The sequence below is a fragment of the Stenotrophomonas sp. GD04145 genome (assembly GCF_029835135.1).
Taxonomy (GTDB): Bacteria; Pseudomonadota; Gammaproteobacteria; order Xanthomonadales; family Xanthomonadaceae; genus Stenotrophomonas; species Stenotrophomonas maltophilia_P.
On sequence record NZ_JAODZG010000065.1, the window covers coordinates 1 to 16,744 of the forward strand.

Here is a 16,744-nt window from a genome sequence, read left to right on the forward strand (position 1 = left end):
GCCACGAGGGGCTGCGCCGTTGGCTGGAACACCCTGTTACCCGCATGGGGCATGTGCCCGTCACGGCCGCATGCCATGCTGGCACTCTTGATCCCTGCCAGCGAGACGCCCGCATGACCACCATCATCGCCCCGCGCGTACACGACATCGGCGGCCTGGAAGTCCGCCGCGCCGTCCCCACCCTGCAGGCCCGCAGCATCGGTTCGTTCGTATTCGTCGACCAGATGGGCCCGGCCGTCCTTACCGCAGGTACCGGCATCGACGTGCGTCCCCATCCGCATATCGGCCTGGCCACCGTCACCTTCCTCTGGTCCGGCGCCATCGGCCACCGCGACACGCTCGGCTCGGACCAGGTGATCCGTCCCGGCGACGTCAACTGGATGACCGCCGGCCGCGGCATCGCGCACTCCGAACGCACGCCCCCACCGGAGCGCGGTCACGACCATCCGATCCACGGGATGCAGACCTGGGTGGCATTGCCGAAGTCGCACGAGGAAGTGGAGCCGGCGTTCTATCACCACGCCGCCGCGACCCTCCCGGAGCAGCGCCGCAACGGTGCCTGGCTACGCGTGATCGCAGGCCGCGCCTATGGCGAGGAGTCGCCGGTGAAGGTCTTCGCCGACACGCTCAATGTAGCCATCGACCTCGATCCCGACGCGGAGATCGACATCGATGACGGCCACCGCGAGCGGGCGCTGTACATCCTCGAAGGCCAGGCGCAGCTGGATGGCGTGGACATCCCGGTGCAGCACCTGGTGATTCCCGAGGCCGGCGCGCGCGGCCGGCTGCGCGCGAAGACCCCGCTCAAGGCCATGCTGTTCGGCGGCGAACCGCTGGATGGCCCGCGTCACCTGTGGTGGAACTTCGTTTCCAGCTCCAAGGAGCGCATCGAACAGGCGAAACAGGACTGGGAAGCCGGCCGGTTCGGCAGCATTCCCGGCGACGACAAGGAGTTCATCCCGCTGCCGCAGTACTGAGCATCGCGCGCTGCACACACCCTGAGGTGTATCCCTGCACCGGCCTTTGACGCTATCGTCACTCGCCGGTCACTGAAATGTGACCTGTTTCACATTTTAGTTCATCAAAGGAGTGCAGTTCATGAGCATGGGTAAACGCTTGGCCGCCGAGTTCCTCGGCACTTTCTGGCTGGTTCTGGGTGGCTGTGGCAGTGCGGTACTGGCTGCCAAGTTCGGCGGCGACGGCAATCCGCTGGGCATCGGCTTCCTGGGCGTGGCACTCGCGTTCGGCTTGACCGTGGTCACCGGCGCCTACGCGTTCGGTCACGTGTCCGGCGCGCACTTCAATCCCGCAGTCAGCGTGGGCCTGTGGGCCGGCGGCCGCTTCCCGGCCCGCGACCTGGTGCCGTACATCATCGCCCAGGTCGCGGGCGGCCTGCTGGCCGGCTTCATCCTGCTGCAGATCGCTTCCGGCGCCAGCGGCTTCGCCATCGACGGCAGCCAGGCCGGGGCCTTCGCCAGCAACGGCTACGGTGCGCTGTCGCCCGGCGGGTACAGCGTGGCGGCCGCCTTCCTGTGCGAAGTGGTGCTGACTGCGGTATTTCTGGTCGTGATCATGGGCGCCACCCATGGCAAGGCACCGGCAGGGTTCGCTCCGCTGGCGATCGGTCTGGCATTGACCCTGATCCATCTGATCAGCATCCCGGTCACCAACACGTCGGTGAACCCGGCTCGGTCCACCGCGGTGGCGTTCTTCGCCGGCAGCGGCGCGGTCGGCCAGCTCTGGCTGTTCTGGGTCGCCCCGCTGCTGGGCGGCATGATCGGCGGCATCATCTACAAGTGGGTCGGTAACGACCGTTGAGTGCTGCCCGGACCATTGCGGCCGACATTCGGTCGCAATGGTTACGGTTGTAACCGCAATTTGTGCGGGCACTCACGTTCCGTTAAGGTCTGTTTGACCGCCCGTGCACATGCCCGGCGGGGATGGCATCCGGGGATGGGATGCCACGGCCGCCAGCAGCATGGCGGCGTCACACGACACGCCACCTTGGGGGATGCATGAAGTTCGCGCCTGTTGTCCTGTCGAGCCTGTTGTTTGCTGCGGCCCAGGCCGCCGCGCAGGCACCCGCCGAATGTCCTTCGCTGCCGGCGAGCAGCGGCCTGAAATGGCAGCAGCAGGTGCAGTCGGACTTCCTGCTCTGCCGCGCCAGCACCGAGGATGGACGGGAAGTACTGAGCCTGATGCTGAGCGCACGCGATCCGGCGATTCCGCTCAGCCGCTCGCTGCGCCAGGAAAAAGGCAGTTTCGCCGGCGAGTCACTGTACTGGTATCAGCCCGATCTGGGTGGACAGCAGCCGCCGGGATACGCCGAACGACGCATCAGCGTGATCAAGCTGGACAAGGGCCGCTATGCGCAGATTGCCCTGTACCCGGGCAGCACGCAGGAACTGGGGTCGCTGCAGCAGCTGGCGCAGGGCATGAGCCTGACGCCTTCAGCCGTAGCCGCCGGACGTTGACGGTGACGGGGATGACTGCCTGGCAGCATCCCCGCCGGATCCGACGCGTTGGCGGCAACGCCGGGCATGGCCTGATGGATGTCCTTTACGCGTGCTGTGCCGGAGAGCCGCCGGGCATGGCCCGGCGCTACCGGCTTCCTCCTGGGGGGCGGCGTCGGCCCTCAGAACCTGCCTTCCTGGAAATCGACGAAGGCCTGCATCAGTTCCTGGCGCGTATTCATCACGAACGGGCCATGCCGCATCACCGGCTCCCGCAGTGGCCGGCCGGCCACCAGAATCAGCCGCGCCCCTTCGCTGCCAGCCGAAACGTGCAGCTGTTCACCGCCACCGAGCACCGCCAGTTCCTGGCGCGCCACATCACGTGCGGCATCCTGCTCGCCGACCGTGATCGCGCCCTCGAAGACATAGGCAAACGCGTTGTGGCCTTCCGGAAGCGTGTAGGTCCAGGCACGATCGGCCTCGAGGCGGACGTCCAGATACAACGGATCGGTGGCCGGCTGCACGATCGGGCCGGTGGTGCCATCGACAGTACCGGCGATCACCTTCACCTCCACACCCGGCTCCGGCTGCACCACCGGGATGCGTTCCGGCGCGAACTCCTGGTACTTCGGGTCCGTCATCTTCTCGCGCGCGGGCAGGTTCACCCACAGCTGGAAACCGCGCATCTGGCCGCTTTCCTGTTCCGGCATCTCCGAATGCACCAGGCCCCGGCCTGCAGTCATCCACTGCACGCTGCCCGGGGTCAGCAGGCCCTCGTTGCCGTGGTTGTCGCGGTGGCGCATGCGTCCGTCCAGCATGTAGGTGACCGTCTCGAAACCGCGGTGCGGATGCTCCGGGAAACCGGCGATGTAGTCTTCGGCGCGGTCCGTACCGAATTCATCCAGCAGCAGGAACGGATCCAGATCCGGCAGCGTCGGGCCGCCGATGACACGGGTCAGGCGCACGCCGGCGCCGTCGGACGTGGGCATGCCACGGATGGTGCGCAGGACGCGGACCGGTTCGGGAAGGCTCATGGCGACTCCTGTTGGATGGATGCCACTGAAGATGGACGCCGCGGCGCCGTCCGCCAATGGATGACGCCGCAACCGATTGTTCCATCCCTGGTGTTCGCCGGGCGTCATGCCGGCGGTTCCGCGACACGGATGTCTGCCCGCAGCCCATGCCGCACACGCGGTCACCACCTTCGTACGACCAAAGTACTACCGCCGATGGGCCCCGCACGCATTGACCCTGTAAAGGGCACGCGGGACTCTTTGAATGTCTTTCCGGGAGAGAGCACCTCATGAAAGGGTTTGCCAAACTGGGTTGGGCGGCACTCGCCCTGCTCGGCGCGTTCTGTCTGGGCACCGTGGCCTTGCGCCGCGGCGAACATATCAACGCGCTGTGGATCGTCGTCGCCGCTGTTTCGATCTACCTGATCGCCTATCGCTTCTACAGCCTGTTCATCGCCAACAAGGTGATGCAGGTGGATCCGACCCGGGCTACGCCGGCGGTGATCAACAACGATGGCCTGGACTACGTGCCGACCAACAAGCACGTGCTGTTCGGCCACCACTTCGCGGCCATCGCCGGCGCCGGTCCACTGGTGGGCCCGGTGCTCGCGGCGCAGATGGGCTACCTGCCCGGACTGCTGTGGCTGGTGGTGGGCGTGGTGCTGGCCGGTGCGGTACAGGACTTCATGGTCCTGTTCCTGTCCAGCCGGCGCAACGGCCGCTCACTGGGCGATCTGGTCCGCGAGGAAATGGGACAGGTGCCCGGCACCATCGCGCTGTTCGGCGCGTTCCTGATCATGATCATCATCCTGGCGGTGCTGGCGATGGTGGTGGTCAAGGCGCTGGCGGAAAGCCCCTGGGGTATGTTCACGGTGATAGCCACGATGCCCATCGCGATCCTGATGGGCATCTACATGCGCTACATCCGGCCCGGCAAGATCGGCGAGATCTCGGTGGTGGGCCTGGTGCTGCTGCTGGCCGCGATCTGGTACGGCGGCAAGGTTGCTGCAGATCCGGTGTGGGGCCCGGCCTTCACCTTCACCGGCACGCAGATCACCTGGATGCTGATCGGCTACGGCTTCGTCGCTTCGGTGCTGCCCGTGTGGCTGTTGCTGGCACCGCGCGACTACCTGTCGACCTTCCTCAAGATCGGCACCATCGTCGCTCTGGCCATCGGCATCCTGATCGTGATGCCCGAGCTGAAAATGCCCGCACTGACCCAGTTCGCCGCCAGTGGCGATGGCCCGGTGTGGAAGGGCGGCATGTTCCCGTTCCTGTTCATCACCATTGCCTGCGGCGCGGTATCCGGTTTCCACGCGCTGATTTCCTCGGGCACCACACCGAAGCTGCTGGCCAATGAATCGCACATGCGCTACATCGGCTATGGCGGCATGCTGATGGAATCGTTCGTGGCGGTGATGGCGCTGGTGGCTGCGTCGATCATCGATCCGGGCATCTACTTCGCGATGAACAGCCCGGCGGCGGTGATCGGTGCCGATGCGGCGTCTGCCGCGCACTACATCACCAACACCTGGGGCTTCACCATCACGCCGGAACAGCTGACCGCCACGGCCGCCGCGATCGGCGAGCCGACGATCCTGCACCGCGCCGGTGGTGCGCCGACGCTGGCGGTGGGCATCGCAATGATCCTGCATGAAGCCATTCCCAGCGGCAGCGACGCGATGATGGCGTTCTGGTACCACTTCGCCATCCTGTTCGAAGCGTTGTTCATCCTGACCGCCGTGGATGCGGGCACCCGCGCAGGCCGCTTCATGCTGCAGGATCTGCTGGGCAACTTCATTCCGGCGCTGAAGAAGACCGAGTCGTGGACGGCCAACATCATCGGCACGGCCGGCTGCGTGGCGCTGTGGGGCTACTTGCTCTACACCGGCGTGGTCGATCCGTTCGGCGGCATCCAGACCCTGTGGCCGCTGTTCGGCATCTCCAACCAGATGCTGGCCGGTATCGCGCTGATGCTGGGGACGGTGGTGCTGTTCAAGATGAAGCGTGACCGCTACGCGTGGGTGACCGCGGTACCGGCCACCTGGCTGCTGATCTGCACCACCTATGCCGGCTTCATCAAGATCTTCGACAGCAACCCGGCGCAGGGCTTCCTGGCGCAGGCGCACAAGTTCCAGGCCGCCATCGCCAGCGACACCATCACCGCACCGGCCAAGTCGGTGGCGCAGATGCAGCAGATCGTGGTCAATGCCTACGTCAACACCGGCCTGACCGCGCTGTTCCTGCTGGTGGTGGGTGCGGTGCTGACCTATTCGATCCGCACGATCCTGGCCGCACGCCGCAATCCGCAGCGCAGCGACCGCGAGACCCCGTACGTGGCGCTGAAGCCACATGAAATGGTGGATCTGTAATGAGCACGCAACTGGTTCCCGTAGGCCAGTACCAGGCGCACCGCCGCGTGTGGCGACGCCTGGTGCAGACGGCACGCCTGTGCTGTGGCATCCCTGATTACGACAACTACGTCCGGCACATGCTGGAGAAGCATCCGGACCAGGAACCGATGGACTACAAGACGTTCTTCCGCGAACGTCAGGAAGCGCGGTACGGCGGACGCAACGGCGGACGCTGCTGCTGAAAGGCATGACGCGGGTGCCGGGCATGAAACCCGGCGCCCGTTGCAGTGAGACGCAGAGCGCGACCCGCGCTCAGCCGTTGGCCATCCACTTCAGGATCAGGCCGGTGACATAGGCCAGCCCGGTGCCGGTGGCATAGCCCACCGTGCCGAGCAGCACGCCGACCGGTGCCAGTGTCGGATGGAAGGCCGCCGCCACCACAGGCGCCGATGCCGCCGCACCGATGTTGCCCTGCGAACCAATGGCGAAGAAGAACAGCGGTGCACGGACCAGCTTGGCCACGGCCCACAGCACCAGCACGTGGGTCGCCATCCAGATCGCGCCGAGCAGGAACAGCCACGGCCGATCCAGCAGCGACAGCAGGTTCATCTGCATGCCGATGCAGGCGATCAGGAAGTACAGGAACACCGTGCCCAGGCGCGAGGCACCCGCCGCTTCCAGACGACGTGCACGGGTGAAGCTCAAGCCCAGGCCCATCGCGGTGGACAGCAGGATCACCCACACGAACTGGCTGTCCAGGCTGAACTGGCTGGCCCAGCTGACGTTGGCCTTGAACCAGCCCGACAACGGCGCGGCGATCGCGTGCGCCAGGCCGACACCGCCCAGGGCAACGCCGACGATCACCATCAGGTCGGTCATGCTGGGAATACGCGCGTTCTGCGCTTCATAGGCGCTGATGCGCGCCTTCATCTCGTCGATGGCACGGGTGTCGGCACCGTTGCGCGTGTCGATCTGCTGCGCGCGGTTGGCCAGGAACAGCAGGATCGCCATCCACAGGCTGGCGCAGGCCACGTCGACCACGGCGAACTGGCCGAACGTGGTCGCATCGGTACCGAACACTTCGCGCATCGCGACCATGTTGGCGCCACCGCCGATCCAGCTGCCGGCCAGTGCGGCCATGCCGGCCCAGGTATCACCAGCCACGGTTTCCGGGTGGATCAGTTTCATCACCTGGAACGAGACGATGGCGCCGAGCATGATGCCGGCGGTACCGGCACAGAACACGAGCAGCAGCTTCGGGCCGAGCTTGATGACCCCTTTGAGGTCGATCGACAGGGTCAGCAGGACCAGCGCGGCAGGCAGCAGCACATCGCGTGCGACCGGGTTGTACAGCGACGTGTTGTGGCCATCGATGACACCGGCGGTGTTGTAGATGGCCGGGATGAAGTAACACAGCAGCAGGGCCGGCACCCAGGCGAAGATCTTCTTCAGCAGCGGGGTGGGACCACTGGCGGCCCAGAAGATCAGGGCCAGGGTGGCAGCAATCAGGCCCAGGCCAACGATATCGTTGCTGATCAGGGCAGTAGCGGGTTCGGTCGGCATGGGATCCTCTGTCGATCGAAAGAGCGGAAAAAAAAGCGCCGCATAAGGCGGCGCGGGTCGAGATTAACACCCTCTTCACGGCGGGTCATGCTGCAGTGCCGGCCTCGCCTTTCCCGAAACGGAGCGTGTCCATGCAACTGGGTGCCTTCTCGGTCAGCCTTTCGGTCAAGGACCTGGCCGCCTCCCGCGCGTTCTATGAGGCGCTGGGCTTCTCGGTCACCGGCGGCGATGCGACGCAGAGCTGGCTGGTACTGCGCAACAACGGTGTCGTCATCGGCCTGTTCCAGGGCATGTTTGAAGGCAACCTGCTGACCTTCAACCCGGGCTGGGACCAGCACAAGCAGGAACTGCCGCGTTTCCAGGACGTCCGCGAACTGCAGGCAGCGCTGGATGCGCAGGGTATCGCGCTGCAGGTCCGGGCCGATCCCGACAGTGAGGGCCCCGCCTTCCTGCAACTGATGGATCCGGACGGCAACGTGATCCTGGTCGACCAGCATGTGCCGCGACCGAAGGTCTGACCCCGCGACTGCGATCATCCGCCTGGGCGCGAAGCACCGAAATCCAGCGTGGCCTGCGTCCCGCGCGGCTCGCAGGGCTGCAGCTGCAGGGTCCAGCCAAGGTGCTCGCACAGGCGCGCGATCAGGTCCAGGCCGATCCCGCCACGATCGACACGCTCTCCCCGGGCCATGCGTGCGTGGATCGCAGCGATCTCCTCCGGGCTCATGCCATGCCCCGGGTCCTGCAGGGTCAGCACCGCCGAAGCGCTCAGGCGCAGTTCGATGTGCCCGCGGCCGCTGTTCTCGATCGCGTTGCGCAACAGGTTGCCGATCGCCGCCTGCACCACCGCCAGCGGGGCAACGATGTCCACCGGCGCGGCCTGGATACCGATGCTCAGATCCTTGTCGCCCAGCAGATGGCGATGATGCTCGACGATGTCCGGCAGCAGCTGGTCCAGTGCGATGCGCTCGGCACGCGCCGCCAGCCGCGCCGGATCGCGCGCAAGCACCAGCAGCAGTTCGATCAGCTGCTCCACGCCCTGCGCGGTGCGCAGCACGCGCTGGATCTGCTGCCGGGCACGGTCCGGCAGGCCCGGCTGCTCCAGGGCCAGCTCGGCGGCGCCGGTCATCACCGCAATCGGGGTGCGCAGCTCATGGCTGGCCGTGCTGATGAACACCCGCTCGCGTTCCACGAACTGCTCGTTGCGTTCGAGGTAGTCATTCAACGCATCGGCGATGGTGTGCAGCTCGGAACTGCCACGCGGGTCGACATCGATGCGCTGGCCCTGCGCGCCCGGCCGCAACGCGCCGATGCGCTGCGCCAGCAGGCTGAGCGGACGCACCATGCGCTCCATGCCGAAGGACGCCATCAGCACGGTGACGAAGATCATGATCACCCCGGCCAGCATCACCCACCGCGTGGCGAACTGCTCAAGGTCGTGGAAGTCGGAGATGTCCAGCACCAGCGCAACGCGCCCCATCGAGTCCGTATCACGCACCATGACCGCCGTTTCGCGGTCCTTCACCATCACCCCGTCATGCAGGCCGGGATGCAGGGTGCGCAGGCTGTCAGGCAGGTTCACCGCGTCGAAACGGTACAGGCTGAGCGTGTCCGAGTCCTGCCATCGATAGTGTGGCTCGTGCTCGACATGCTCGACGATGCTGTCCAGTTCGGAGTTGAGCAGCGCGCGCCAGGCGGCGTGTTCGGCGTGCTCGTGCACATAGTTGCCTACGCTGAACACCGCCAGCGAAAGCAGTGCCAGGTAGCCCAGCAGCCACCACAGCACGCGGCGGTACAGCGGGCCGGGTCTACGCACCTTCATCGTCATTCCTGCCGGCCTCGGCGGCGGTGGGCAGGGCCAACCGGTAGCCGACCCGCGGCAGCGTGTGGATCAGCTTGTCCACGAACGGTCCATCCACGCTGCGGCGCAGTTCGTAGACATGCGAGCGCAGCAGGTCGCCGTCCGGTGGCTCGTCGCCCCACAGGGCGAATTCGAGCTGCTGGCGGGTGACCGCGCCGGGGCTGGCGCGCATCAGCACTTCCAGCAGCTTGCGGCAGGCCGGATACAGATGCAGGACCTGTCCGGCGCGCTGCGCCTCCAGGGTCGCCAGGTCCAGCACCAGATCACCCACCTGCAGCCGCTTGCGGGGGTTGCGTCCCTGTGCCCGCAGCAGCAGGGCCTCCAGCCGCACTTCCAGCTCCGGCAACGCGAACGGCTTGGTCAGGTAGTCATCGGCGCCGGCACGGAAGCCGGCAATCTTGTCCGGCAGTTCGTCGCGTGCGGTCAGCATGATCACCGGCACCTCCGAGCCATGCTCGGCACGCAGGCGGCGCAGCACTTCCGGCCCTTCCATCCGGGGCAGCATCCAGTCCAGGATCACCGCGTCATAGGGATGGCTGCCCGCCAGATGCAGGCCGGTGATGCCATCGGGGGCCACATCCAGCACATGACCGCGCGACTCGAAGTAGTCGAACAGATTGGCCACCAGCTGCCGGTTGTCCTCGATCACCAACAGGCGCATGCATGAAAGTTCCACGGAAGTTCGTACCATGGTAGCGCCACGCATGTCGGAATGAGGTCGCCCCGGCGATACTCCGACGCTTTTCCCACCCCCGCCGCCTCAAAATGGCCGTTTTGCTCCCGGAGCCTGCCGTGCCCGTAGCCCTGCCCCGCCGTTGGCGCCTGCCCCTGCTCTGGCTGTTGATCATCGCGGCACTGGCTGCCGGCATCGGCATGCGCCAGCCGCAGCCACCGGACGAACCCCGCTTCGTACTGGCCGCCAGGACCATGGTGGAAAGCGGGGAATGGCTGCTGCCGCACCGTGGCAGCGAGCTGTATGCGGAGAAGCCGCCGGTGTTCATGTGGCTGCAGGCCGCGGCCTACGAAGTGGTAGGCAGCTGGCAGTGGTCGTTCCTGCTGCCTTCGCTGCTGGGGGCCCTGCTCAGTCTGTGGTTGGTGTCGGATCTGGCACGCCGACTGTGGTCGCCGCGCCACTCCCTCTATGCCATCGGCGCCCTGTTCTGCACCCTGCAGTTCGGCCTGATGGCCAAGCGTGCGCAGATCGATATGGTGCTGGTCGGGATGACGACGCTGGCCCTGTGGGGCCTGCTGCGGCATCTGTGCGAGCGACGCAATGTGCCGGCGCTGTGGCTGGCCGGCTTTGCCGCCGGCCTGGGCACGGTGACCAAAGGCGTAGGTTTCCTGCCGCTGCTGATGGTGCTGCCCTGGTTCGGCTGGTGGCTGTACCAGCATCGCCGCGGCCGTCGCATCGAGGGTCCGCACCCGGCGGCCCTGCTGTGGCTGATCCCTGCATTCCTGCTCGGCGTGGCCGTCTGGCTGGCCCCGCTGGGCTGGGCCCTGCTGCACGAACCCAGTGCCTCGCTGCAGTCCTATGCGCATGAACTGCTGTTCAAGCAGACCGGCACCCGCTATGCCAACGCCTGGCACCACCGGCAGCCGGTCTGGTACTACCTGCAGGTGATCCTGACACTGTGGCTGCCGGGTGCCCTGTTGCTGCCGGTGCTGGCCCGCCCGTGGTGGCGGCGCCTGCGCCGTGGCGACCGCCGGCAGTGGCTGCTGCTGGGGTGGGCGCTGCTGGTGCTGGTGTTCTTCAGCGCCAGCCCCGGCAAGCGCGAGGTCTACCTGCTGCCGATGCTGCCTGCCGTGGCCCTCGCCGCCGCGCCCCTGCTGCCCGGCCTGCTGCGCAGGCTGTGCGTGCGCCGGTATCTGTTCGGTTACAGCCTGGTGCTGATGCTGGCAACCGCCGTGCTGGGCGTGATGCTGCTCACCGAAAGTCACTGGGCGCAGGCGCAGCTGCAGCGGCGTGCGATGCCCGACACCCTGCTGCCGGTGCTGGGCGACGGCCTGCTGACGTTCGCGATCGCCGTGGCTACCCTGGCCGTGTGGTTGCGCGTGCGGCGCGCCGCCACCCTGGTACTGCTCACCCACGGCCTGCTGTGGATGCTATACGGCCTGGTGCTGATTCCGGCGCTCGACCCCTACGCCTCGTCGTCGGCGCTGATGCGCCGGGTCGGCGCGAGGATCGGCCCCGATGCCGAACTGGCACTGGTGGCCTGGCGCGAGCAGAACCTGCTGCAGGCCGACCGCGCCGTGCGCGAGTTCGGCTTCAAGCGGCCCTGGCCTGAACAGTGGCACGACGCCGGCCCCTGGCTGGCCGAAGCACCTGACCGGCGCTGGCTGCTGGTGCTCGACAAGGCGATGAGTCCCTGCGTGGATGCCACCCAGGTGATCGACATCGGCGTCGCCAACCGCAACCGCTGGCAACTGGTGCCCGGCACTGCCTGGGATGCCGGCTGCCACGCCGAGCGGGCCGGCGCCAACGAAGAAGAAGACTGAATCATCCCCCACGCGGGCCGGCGGTTAACCCGGCCCGAACGCAGGTCCGACCCTTCTCCGACATCAACCTGACGAGCATGGCGCCGGTTCATCGTCACGGTGTTTTCCTGCATGTCCGTCCGTCCTCCCGTCTCCGGGGTTGCTTCGGCCTACTCCACGCTGGCATCGCGGTTCGCCGTGACCCACCTGTGGCTTCCACTGCTCATCGTGCTGCCCCTGTTCGCCGTGTTCATGGAGGGGGGAGCCGATCAATGGCTGGCTGACCACCTGTTCCGGTGGGAGGGCGGCCGCTGGGCACTGCAGGACGCGTGGTTCACCCGCTCGCTGGTGCACCGGGGCGGCAAGTGGTTCAGCACCGCCGCGGCGCTGGTGGTGATACTGCTGAGCTTTCACCACTGGCGCCACGGACGTGATCGCACCCTGCGATGGGCGCTGCTTTATGTCGTAATTGCCCTGGCACTGGGAACCGGCGGCGTGTCTCTGCTGAAGTCGCTGGTGCCGATGGACTGCCCGTGGGATCTGCTGCGCTACGGCGGCCACCAGCCTTATATCGGGCTTTTCAGCCATCGTCCGGCCGACATGCCGATGACCGCGTGCTTTCCCGCCGGCCATGCCAGTGCCGGCTATGCCTGGCTGAGCCTGTACTTTTTCGCCCTGCTGTGGCGTCCTGCCTGGCGCTGGACCGGCCTGGCACTGGGCCTGGGCAGCGGGCTGCTGTTCGGCATCAGCCAGCAGCTGCGGGGTGCACATTTTCTGTCGCATGACCTTGCCACAGCCCTGCTGTGCTGGCTGCTGTCACTGGGGCTGTACGTTCTGGTCCGCCATCACCTGGACCGCACCAACCGCCTGGAGGCGAACGCATGAATGCTTCGGTCCAACGCTCGTTCCGTGTGCCATCGCTGGCCGTCCTGCGCAGCTGGCGGCCACAGCTGTCCACCGAGGCGTTGATCGCGCTGACCAGCCTGTTCTTCGCCCTGGCCGGCAACGGCCTGTTCTGGCGCAGCGCGATGGCCAGCCACCCGGAGAGCCTGCGCTACGCGGTGTCGCTGCTGCTGTTGCTGCTCGGCACGCATGGCCTGCTGCTGGGCCTGCTGGTCTGGCGCTGGAACGCCAAGGTGGTGATCAGCGCGCTGCTGCTGGTAACGGCCTTCGCCGCCCACTACATGAGCCGTTACCACATCTATCTGGACGCGGACATGCTGCGCAACGTGCTGGCGACCGATCCGAAGGAAAGCCGCGAACTGATGACGGTCTCGCTGCTGTGGCCGGTACTGCTGCTGGCGGCACTGCCGATGGTGCTGGTGTGGCGGGTGCAGCTGCAGCGGCGCAGCTGGGGGCGCAGCCTGCTGTGGCGCCTGGGCTTCCTGGCAGTGGCTGCGGTGACCGCTGTTGGCGGTGCACTGATCTCGTTCCAGGACGTCTCCGCACTGATGCGCAACCAGCGTGAAGTGCGTTACCTCGCCACCCCGGCCAACGTGCTGCTGGGTCTTCCACGTGCACTGCGCGGCGACAACCCGGTGCAGCGCGCGCCGAAACTGCCGATCGGCACCGACGCCAAGGCCACCCCACGCGCTCCGGCAAGCAAACCGCGGCTGCTGGTAATCGTGATGGGCGAGACCGTGCGTGCACAGAACTGGGGCCTCAACGGCGGCCGCAATACCACGCCGGAACTGGCCCAGGCACCGGTGATCAACTTCCCCGACATGCATTCCTGCGGCACCAGCACCGAAGTTTCGCTGCCCTGCCTGTTCTCGCCATGGGGACGCCACGACTACGACGAGAAGAAGATCCGCGCGCACCAGTCGCTGCTGCACGTACTGAACCGCGCCGGCATCGCACCGCTGTGGCGTGACAACCAGTCCGGCTGCAAGGGCGTGTGCGAGGGGCTGGACTTCCAGTCGCTGTCCGATGCGACCACCCCGGGCCTGTGCGCCGACGGCCGCTGCATGGACGAGATCCTGCTGCAGGACCTGGCCCCCCAGGTGCGTGCCAAACCCGGCGACCGCGTGGTCGTGCTGCACCAGCTGGGCAACCATGGCCCGGCGTATTTCGAGCGCTATCCGGCCGCCTTTGCCCGCTTCAAGCCAACCTGCGACACCCGTGACATCGGCCGGTGCTCACGCGAAGAGATCACCAACAGCTATGACAATGCCGTGCTGTACACCGATCATTTCCTGAGCAAGACCATCGGCACGCTGCAGGGCATGCAGGACTACGACACGGCGATGATCTACCTGTCCGACCATGGCGAATCGCTGGGTGAGAAGGGCCTGTACCTGCACGGCGTGCCCTATGCGATCGCCCCGGCCGAGCAGACCCGCGTACCGATGACGATGTGGTTCTCGCCAGGCTTCGCCAGCAGTCGCGGGCTGGACCTGCAATGCGTGCGCAAGCGTTCGGCGGCGTATACCGACCACGACAACCTGTTCCCTTCGGTGCTGGGCCTGATGCAGGTGAAGACGGCGCTGTACGAGCGCGATCGCGACGTGTTCGCCGGCTGCGAGAGCTGAGGGGCGGGGGCGGAAGGGCTTGCAGCCCTGCACCTGCAGAGGCCAAGGCAACGTCAACGTCAAAAGCCGAAGCGGCATTCCGTGGGATGGCGGGGCACTGTGGGTTCGCGGGGACGGCGCAAGTACGTCCATGTAGCCTTGGTCGCGCCATCCATGGCGCTCACACCCCGCAAACCCACAGTGCCCCGCCTTCGACAGGTTCACTCCGCTGTTGGTAGGTGAAATTCCGGGGTCAGATCCGTTTTCCTGCGGAAAACGGATCTGACCCCGAGAGTATTTCCGACAGATCGCGGCCAACTGTCGAAGGCGGGGTGGGTCCGGTTGCGGGGGCGTGAGCGCCATGGATGGCGCGACCGAGCCTACAGGGACGTATTTACGGCGTCCCCCGCAACCGGCCCCACCCCGCCGACTCACAGGAAACCCGCTTTTGCTCCGGCCGTTGCCGTCGCAGTTGCTTCTGCGGGTGCAGGGCTGCAAGCCCTGCCGAACCCCACCAACCTTCCCCACTTGCGGTGGGCACGCGCGCCCACTAGCCTTCGGCCGTCGTTCACCACCCAAGGACCGCCCGTGAAACACCGTCATCTCCTGCTGGCCGCTGCTGTCGCCGCCGCCACGCTGGCCCTGGCTGCCTGCAAGAAGGAAGCGTCCCCCGGCGCCGAGACCGCCGGCAGCAGCGCACCGGCCGGCGAGACCGCCGACCAGTTCGTTGCCCGCATCAATGCCGAATACAAGGCTGCCTATCCGGAGATGACCTCGGCGCAGTGGCTGTCTTCCACCTACATCAACAGCGATTCGGAGCGCATCGCGGCCAAGGCCAACGAGCGTTCACTGACCCAGCTCAACAGCTGGATCGAGCAGGCCGCGAAGTTCGAGGGCCAGCCGATGAGCGCAGACAGCAAGCGTGCGATCCATCTGCTGAAGCTGATGTCCTCGATGCCGGCACCGCGCGACCCGGCCAAGCTGGCCGAGCTGACCCAGATCGCCACCCGCATGGAGGGCAGCTACGGTGCTGGCAAGTACTGCACCGATGCCAACGACCCGGCCTCCTGCCGCCAGCTGGGGGAACTGGAACAGGTGCTGGCACGCAGCCGCGACTACGACGCGCAGCTTGATGCCTGGCAGGGCTGGCACAGCACCACGCGGAACATGCGTGGCGACTACCAGAAGTTCGTCAGCCTGGTGAACGAAGGTGCCAAGGGCATGGGCTTCACCGATGCCGGGCAGATGTGGCGCAGCGGCTATGACATGCCGCCGGAGCAGATCGGGCCGGAAACCGACCGCCTGTGGGAGCAGGTCAAGCCGATGTACGAGCAGCTGCACTGCTACGCGCGCGGCAAGCTGGACAAGACCTACGGCAAGGACAAGGCCGAGGTGGGTAATGGCCTGATCGCCGCGCACCTGCTGGGCAACATGTGGCAGCAGGACTGGTCCAACCTGTGGGACCAGCTGGAGCCCTATCCCGGTGCCGGAAGCCTGGACATCACCGCCGCACTGGAAAAGCAGTACCAGACCAACCTGAGTGCTGCGCTGGCCAAGGCTGGCAGGGATGCCAGCGTCGCGGGCCAGTACAGGGCCCAGCGCGAGGCCGAACTGCGTACCGCGAAACAGATGACCGAGCGCGCACAGGATTTCTACGTGTCGCTGGGCATGCCCTCGCTGCCGCAGTCGTACTGGGACAAGACCCAGTTCATCAAGCCTGACGACCGTGACGTGGTCTGCCACGCCAGCGCCTGGGACATGAACATGGAAGGCGATGTGCGCACCAAGATGTGCATCAAGCCGAACGAAGAGAACTTCACCACCATCTATCACGAGCTGGGCCACATCTACTACGACCTGGCCTACAACCCGTTGCCGCCCCTGTTCCAGGGCGGCGCCAACGATGGTTTCCACGAAGCAATCGGCGACACGATCGTGCTGGCGATGACGCCCAAGTACCTGAATTCGATCGGTCTCGTTGACGCACCGCAGGAAAGCCGCGAGGCCGTGATCAACGCGCAGATGCGCATGGCGCTGTCGGGCGTTTCATTCCTGCCCTTCGGCCTGATGATCGACCGCTGGCGCTGGGGCGTGTTTGATGGATCGATCACCGCCGACAACTACAACAAGGCATGGTGGGACCTGAAGGCCAAATACCAGGGCGTTGCCCCGGCCAGCACCCGCGGCGAGGAGTTCTTCGATCCGGGCGCGAAGTACCACGTGCCGGGCAATACGCCGTACACCCGCTACTTCCTCGCCCGCATCCTGCAGTTCCAGTTCTACAAGGGCCTGTGCGATGCATCGGGTTACAAGGGCCCGCTGCACGAGTGCACCTTCTACGGCAACAAGGAAGCCGGCCAGAAGTACTGGGCGATGCTCAGCAAGGGCGCCAGCCAGCCGTGGCAGGCCACGCTGAAGGAGCTGACCGGCACCGACAAGCTGGATGCCGGCCCGATGATCGAGTACTTCAGCCCGGTCAATGAGTGGCTCAAGCAGCAGAACGAAGGCCAGATGTGCG

Annotated in this window: 14 protein-coding genes; 10 read left to right on the top strand and 4 right to left on the bottom strand. The window is 66.3% G+C overall.

The features are described from left to right. Positions 1-113: 113 nt before the first annotated feature. The 3 genes from N7367_RS18320 to N7367_RS18330 all read left to right on the top strand — a co-directional run bounded on the left by N7367_RS18320 (position 114) and on the right by N7367_RS18330 (position 2,474). Positions 114-977 carry a pirin family protein gene (locus N7367_RS18320; protein ID WP_279942948.1) on the top strand — a complete coding sequence of 288 codons (864 nt, stop codon included), beginning with the start codon at positions 114-116 and terminating at the stop codon, positions 975-977. A 121-nt stretch (positions 978-1,098) separates the two neighbouring features. Next, the gene (gene aqpZ, locus N7367_RS18325) at positions 1,099-1,818 is read left to right on the top strand and encodes an aquaporin Z (RefSeq protein ID WP_080375317.1); all 720 of its coding nucleotides are present in this window, start codon (positions 1,099-1,101) and stop codon (positions 1,816-1,818) included. Between the two features lie 197 nt (positions 1,819-2,015). Next, complete coding sequence (locus tag N7367_RS18330) at positions 2,016-2,474, top strand: hypothetical protein (protein ID WP_053518999.1); 459 nt, start codon at positions 2,016-2,018, stop codon at positions 2,472-2,474. A 161-nt stretch (positions 2,475-2,635) separates the two neighbouring features. Here the strand turns inward: N7367_RS18330 and N7367_RS18335 are convergent, their stop codons facing one another. Continuing rightward, the gene (locus N7367_RS18335) at positions 2,636-3,487 is read right to left on the bottom strand and encodes a pirin family protein (RefSeq protein WP_065182659.1); all 852 of its coding nucleotides are present in this window, start codon (positions 3,485-3,487) and stop codon (positions 2,636-2,638) included. A gap of 269 nt (positions 3,488-3,756) precedes the next feature. On the opposite strand from N7367_RS18335, the gene N7367_RS18340 reads away from it, so the two are divergent. Together N7367_RS18340 and N7367_RS18345 are read left to right on the top strand one after the other, a co-directional pair. Further along, complete coding sequence (locus tag N7367_RS18340; RefSeq protein WP_053519002.1) at positions 3,757-5,838, top strand: carbon starvation CstA family protein; 2,082 nt, start codon at positions 3,757-3,759, stop codon at positions 5,836-5,838. Beyond that, the gene (locus N7367_RS18345; RefSeq protein ID WP_053519004.1) at positions 5,838-6,062 is read left to right on the top strand and encodes a CstA-like transporter-associated (seleno)protein; all 225 of its coding nucleotides are present in this window, start codon (positions 5,838-5,840) and stop codon (positions 6,060-6,062) included. The genes N7367_RS18340 and N7367_RS18345 overlap by 1 nt, the downstream gene beginning before the upstream one ends. A gap of 70 nt (positions 6,063-6,132) precedes the next feature. On the opposite strand, the gene N7367_RS18350 is transcribed toward N7367_RS18345, so the two are convergent. After that, positions 6,133-7,383: a DUF819 family protein gene (locus N7367_RS18350; RefSeq protein ID WP_053519007.1), complete on the bottom strand. Its 1,251-nt coding sequence runs from the start codon at positions 7,381-7,383 to the stop codon at positions 6,133-6,135. A 131-nt stretch (positions 7,384-7,514) separates the two neighbouring features. On the opposite strand from N7367_RS18350, the gene N7367_RS18355 reads away from it, so the two are divergent. After that, a complete protein-coding gene (locus N7367_RS18355; RefSeq protein WP_279942949.1) occupies positions 7,515-7,901 on the top strand; it encodes a VOC family protein in 387 nt (128 codons plus the stop codon). 14 nt (positions 7,902-7,915) lie between these two features. Here N7367_RS18355 and N7367_RS18360 read toward each other — a convergent pair whose 3' ends face one another. Beyond that, the gene (locus N7367_RS18360) at positions 7,916-9,202 is read right to left on the bottom strand and encodes a HAMP domain-containing sensor histidine kinase (RefSeq protein WP_065174832.1); all 1,287 of its coding nucleotides are present in this window, start codon (positions 9,200-9,202) and stop codon (positions 7,916-7,918) included. Continuing rightward, positions 9,189-9,902 (bottom strand): response regulator transcription factor, encoded by a 714-nt coding sequence (locus N7367_RS18365; RefSeq protein ID WP_065174831.1) that lies wholly within the window; start codon positions 9,900-9,902, stop codon positions 9,189-9,191. Before N7367_RS18365 ends, N7367_RS18360 begins: the two co-directional genes overlap by 14 nt. 131 nt (positions 9,903-10,033) lie before the next feature. Here N7367_RS18365 and N7367_RS18370 point away from each other — a divergent pair, with 131 nt between their 5' ends. The 4 genes from N7367_RS18370 to N7367_RS18385 form a co-directional block, all read left to right on the top strand. Then, positions 10,034-11,737, top strand: a complete 1,704-nt coding sequence (locus N7367_RS18370; RefSeq protein ID WP_279942950.1) for a glycosyltransferase family 39 protein — start codon at positions 10,034-10,036, stop codon at positions 11,735-11,737. A 111-nt stretch (positions 11,738-11,848) separates the two neighbouring features. Beyond that, positions 11,849-12,601 carry a phosphatase PAP2 family protein gene (locus N7367_RS18375; protein WP_279942951.1) on the top strand — a complete coding sequence of 251 codons (753 nt, stop codon included), beginning with the start codon at positions 11,849-11,851 and terminating at the stop codon, positions 12,599-12,601. Next, a complete protein-coding gene (locus N7367_RS18380; protein WP_279942952.1) occupies positions 12,598-14,247 on the top strand; it encodes a phosphoethanolamine--lipid A transferase in 1,650 nt (549 codons plus the stop codon). Before N7367_RS18375 ends, N7367_RS18380 begins: the two co-directional genes overlap by 4 nt. A gap of 567 nt (positions 14,248-14,814) precedes the next feature. After that, a partial coding sequence (locus N7367_RS18385) for a M2 family metallopeptidase (protein WP_279942953.1) occupies positions 14,815-16,744 on the top strand: 1,930 nt, incomplete at its 3' end.

Coding starts and splice junctions, on each gene's coding strand:
- N7367_RS18320 (WP_279942948.1), top strand. CDS start 114: ATGACCACCATCATCGCCCCGCGCGTACACGACATCGGCGGCCTGGAA.
- aqpZ (WP_080375317.1), top strand. CDS start 1,099: ATGAGCATGGGTAAACGCTTGGCCGCCGAGTTCCTCGGCACTTTCTGG.
- N7367_RS18330 (WP_053518999.1), top strand. CDS start 2,016: ATGAAGTTCGCGCCTGTTGTCCTGTCGAGCCTGTTGTTTGCTGCGGCC.
- N7367_RS18335 (WP_065182659.1), bottom strand. CDS start 3,487: ATGAGCCTTCCCGAACCGGTCCGCGTCCTGCGCACCATCCGTGGCATG.
- N7367_RS18340 (WP_053519002.1), top strand. CDS start 3,757: ATGAAAGGGTTTGCCAAACTGGGTTGGGCGGCACTCGCCCTGCTCGGC.
- N7367_RS18345 (WP_053519004.1), top strand. CDS start 5,838: ATGAGCACGCAACTGGTTCCCGTAGGCCAGTACCAGGCGCACCGCCGC.
- N7367_RS18350 (WP_053519007.1), bottom strand. CDS start 7,383: ATGCCGACCGAACCCGCTACTGCCCTGATCAGCAACGATATCGTTGGC.
- N7367_RS18355 (WP_279942949.1), top strand. CDS start 7,515: ATGCAACTGGGTGCCTTCTCGGTCAGCCTTTCGGTCAAGGACCTGGCC.
- N7367_RS18360 (WP_065174832.1), bottom strand. CDS start 9,202: ATGAAGGTGCGTAGACCCGGCCCGCTGTACCGCCGCGTGCTGTGGTGG.
- N7367_RS18365 (WP_065174831.1), bottom strand. CDS start 9,902: ATGCGCCTGTTGGTGATCGAGGACAACCGGCAGCTGGTGGCCAATCTG.
- N7367_RS18375 (WP_279942951.1), top strand. CDS start 11,849: ATGTCCGTCCGTCCTCCCGTCTCCGGGGTTGCTTCGGCCTACTCCACG.
- N7367_RS18380 (WP_279942952.1), top strand. CDS start 12,598: ATGAATGCTTCGGTCCAACGCTCGTTCCGTGTGCCATCGCTGGCCGTC.